A 2,793-nucleotide genomic window follows, 5' to 3' on the forward strand; every position below is an offset into this window, starting at 1 on the left:
CTATGTGCAAAATTACTTAGCTCACGCCGCCACCGCCAGCGCTGTCTCGGCCACGTCCTTGAACTCCAGTTCTTCTTCGATGCGCAGATTTTCCACGATGTACGTCTGGCGCTCAGGGGTGTTTTTACCCATGTAGAAGGAGAGCATCTCCTTCACGCTGCGGTGCTCGGAGGGGATGGGTTTGCCTTCGGCATCGACTTCGTGGTCGCGCACCTTCACGGGCTCCAGACGCATGTTGGGGCCGATGAAGTGCTTGAACTCATCGGGGCTGATTTCGCCGAGGCCCTTGAAGCGGGTGATCTCGGCGGTCTTGCCGCAGCGGTGGATGGCGCGCTGGCGCTCGTCGTCGCTGTAGCAGTAGTAGGTTTCCTTCTTGTTGCGGACGCGGAAGAGCGGCGTCTGCAAAATGTAGAGGTGGCCTTTGCGCACGAGCTCGGGGAAGAACTGCAGGAAGTAGGTGATCATCAGCAGGCGGATGTGCATGCCGTCCACGTCGGCATCGGTGGCGAGCACGACGCGGTTGAAGCGGAGTTCTTCGAGGTCCTCTTCGATCTGCAGGGCGTTGGCGAGAAGATAAAACTCCTCGTTTTCATACACGATCTTGCGGGTGAGGCCGAAGCAGTTGAGCGGCTTGCCGCGCAGGCTGAAGACGGCCTGCGTCTCCACATCGCGGCTCTTGGTGATGCTGCCGGAGGCGCTGTCGCCTTCGGTGATGAAGAGGGTGCTGTCCTCGCGGCGCTTGTCCTTGGTGTCGAAGTGCACGCGGCAGTCGCGCAGCTTCTTGTTGCAGACCTTGGCCTTGCGGGCGTTTTCACGGGCGGCCTTCTGGATGCCGCTGATCTCTTTGCGCTCGCGTTCGTTGGAGTTGATCTTTTCCTGCAGCGACTTGGCGATGTCGGCGTGCTTGTGCAGGAAGTTGTCGAGCTGGGCGGTGATGACGCTGGTGATGTGACCGCGCAGATTCCGCCCGTTCGTTTCCATGTGGGTGGAGCCGAGCTTGGTCTTGGTCTGGGACTCGAAGATTGGCTCCTGCACCTTGACGCTGACCGCGGCGATGAGGCTGCCCCGCACGTCTGCGGGATCGAACTGCTTCTTATAAAACTCGCGGCACTCCTGCACGATGGCCTCGCGGAAGGCGGCGAGGTGGGTGCCCCCCTGCGTGGTGTGCTGGCCGTTGACGAAGCTGTAGTACTCTTCGCCGTAGCCGGTGCCGTGGGTGAATGCGACTTCGACGTCCTTGCCCTCCAGGTGGATGATGGGGTACTGCGGCTCTTCGGTGAGCTTGGCGCGGATGAGGTCCATCAGGCCGTCCTTGGACTTGAACTTCTCTTCGCCTGACGGGCTGCGCAGCAGGAGCGTGAGGCCGGGATTGAGCCAGGCGTAGAAGCGCAGCATCTCGCGCACGAAATCGAGGCGGTAATGCGTGTCGTCCGCGAAGCTCTCGGCATCCGCACGGAAGGCGATGCGCGTGCCGTTTGGCTCGGTGCAGGGCGTGGGCTTGCCCATGTCATAAACGACGATGCCCTGGCTGAACTCGATGGAGCGGGTCTGGTTTTCGCGGATGGCCTGGATCTCGAAGAACTCGGACAGGGCGTTTACCGCCTTGATGCCGACGCCGTTCAGACCGACGGAGCGTTTGAAGACCTCGCTATCGTACTTCGCACCTGTGTTGATCTGCGCGGCGCACTCCAGCAGCTTGCCGAGCGGGATGCCACGGCCGTAGTCGCGCACATTGACGGTCTGGTCGTCCGCAATGGTGATCTCGATGGTGTTGCCGTAGCCCATGACGTGCTCGTCGATGCAGTTGTCCAGCACCTCCTTGAGCAGGACGTAGATGCCGTCCTCAGGCAGGGAGCCGTCTCCCAGCTTGCCGATGTACATGCCGGGGCGCAGACGGATGTGCTCGCGCCAGTCGAGGGACTTGATGGAATCTTCAGTGTAACCGTGTGCAGGAGCGGGGGTGGCCATGGGAAGGAAAAATGACGAATGACGAAATCAGAATGACGAAATCAGAATGACGAAAAACAGCCGAGCAAAGCGAGACAGACGACCGGAGGGAGCCCGTAGGGTGAGCGCAGCGAATCAACGGTCTGAGATGGCAGAGAGGGGCGGGGGTGTCAAGGGGGTGTACTGGTCGTACGAGTAGGGCTGGGCCGGGGATTTATGATTTACGATTGATGATTTAGGGATGGGGGCGTGACAAAGCGCAGCGCAGGCTCTGGCGGAGGGGGGATCGTCTCGATCCCCTATCTGGGGCGGCGATGGCTGCGGCGTGTATAAAGAAGAAAACCGCGTCTATTCGGCGCGGAATCTAGGGCGAGAGCGGAGCGTGGAGGGATCGGGACGATCCCTCTACGCCGGAGTGCTGGGATTTCTGCGCTCTTCTCAATCTTTCACCGATTTGCGCGCCTCGGTCACGAGGTTCATGAAGAGCTCACGCTGCTCGGCGAGTGCGGCGACGCGGTCTCCGGCGGGCAGCTTGTGGGCTTCAAGGCAGACGTGGCCCTGGTAATCGGCTTCCACGAGCAGTTTGGCGAGTTGATCGAGCGGGTAGGTGCTCTGGTTGACGCCCCGGATGTGCACGGTGTGCCCCAAGCGTTCCTTGACGAGGGCAAAGTTGGCCGCCAGTCCGGCGCCAATGAGATCGGTGTCATTCGAGTTCCAGCAGACGCGCACATTGTCGCGGTCGGCGGCGTCCATGATGGTCTTGATGTGGGGCAGCTCGGAGGTGTCCTTGCCGTGAACCTCAAGCCGGATTTCCTGGCCAAAGCCGATGGCGTAATCGCCCAGCTC

General features: G+C 61.0%; 1 protein-coding gene and 1 pseudogene. Both read right to left on the reverse strand.

What is annotated here, in order from left to right:
* Positions 1–21: 21 nt before the first annotated feature.
* The gene (locus ACIREA_RS30040; protein ID WP_397386000.1) at positions 22–1,968 is read right to left on the reverse strand and encodes a DNA topoisomerase IV subunit B; all 1,947 of its coding nucleotides are present in this window, start codon (positions 1,966–1,968) and stop codon (positions 22–24) included.
* Between the two features lie 417 nt (positions 1,969–2,385).
* Positions 2,386–2,793: pseudogene (locus ACIREA_RS30045) on the reverse strand (sugar phosphate isomerase/epimerase); the annotation flags it as partial.

The organism is Prosthecobacter sp. (assembly GCF_044373815.1).
In the GTDB taxonomy this organism is placed as follows: Bacteria; Verrucomicrobiota; Verrucomicrobiia; order Verrucomicrobiales; family Verrucomicrobiaceae; genus Prosthecobacter.

What these genes read in the sequence shown, in the direction of transcription:
- ACIREA_RS30040 (WP_397386000.1), bottom strand. Translation starts at nt 1,968, where the DNA reads ATGGCCACCCCCGCTCCTGCACACGGTTACACTGAAGATTCCATCAAG.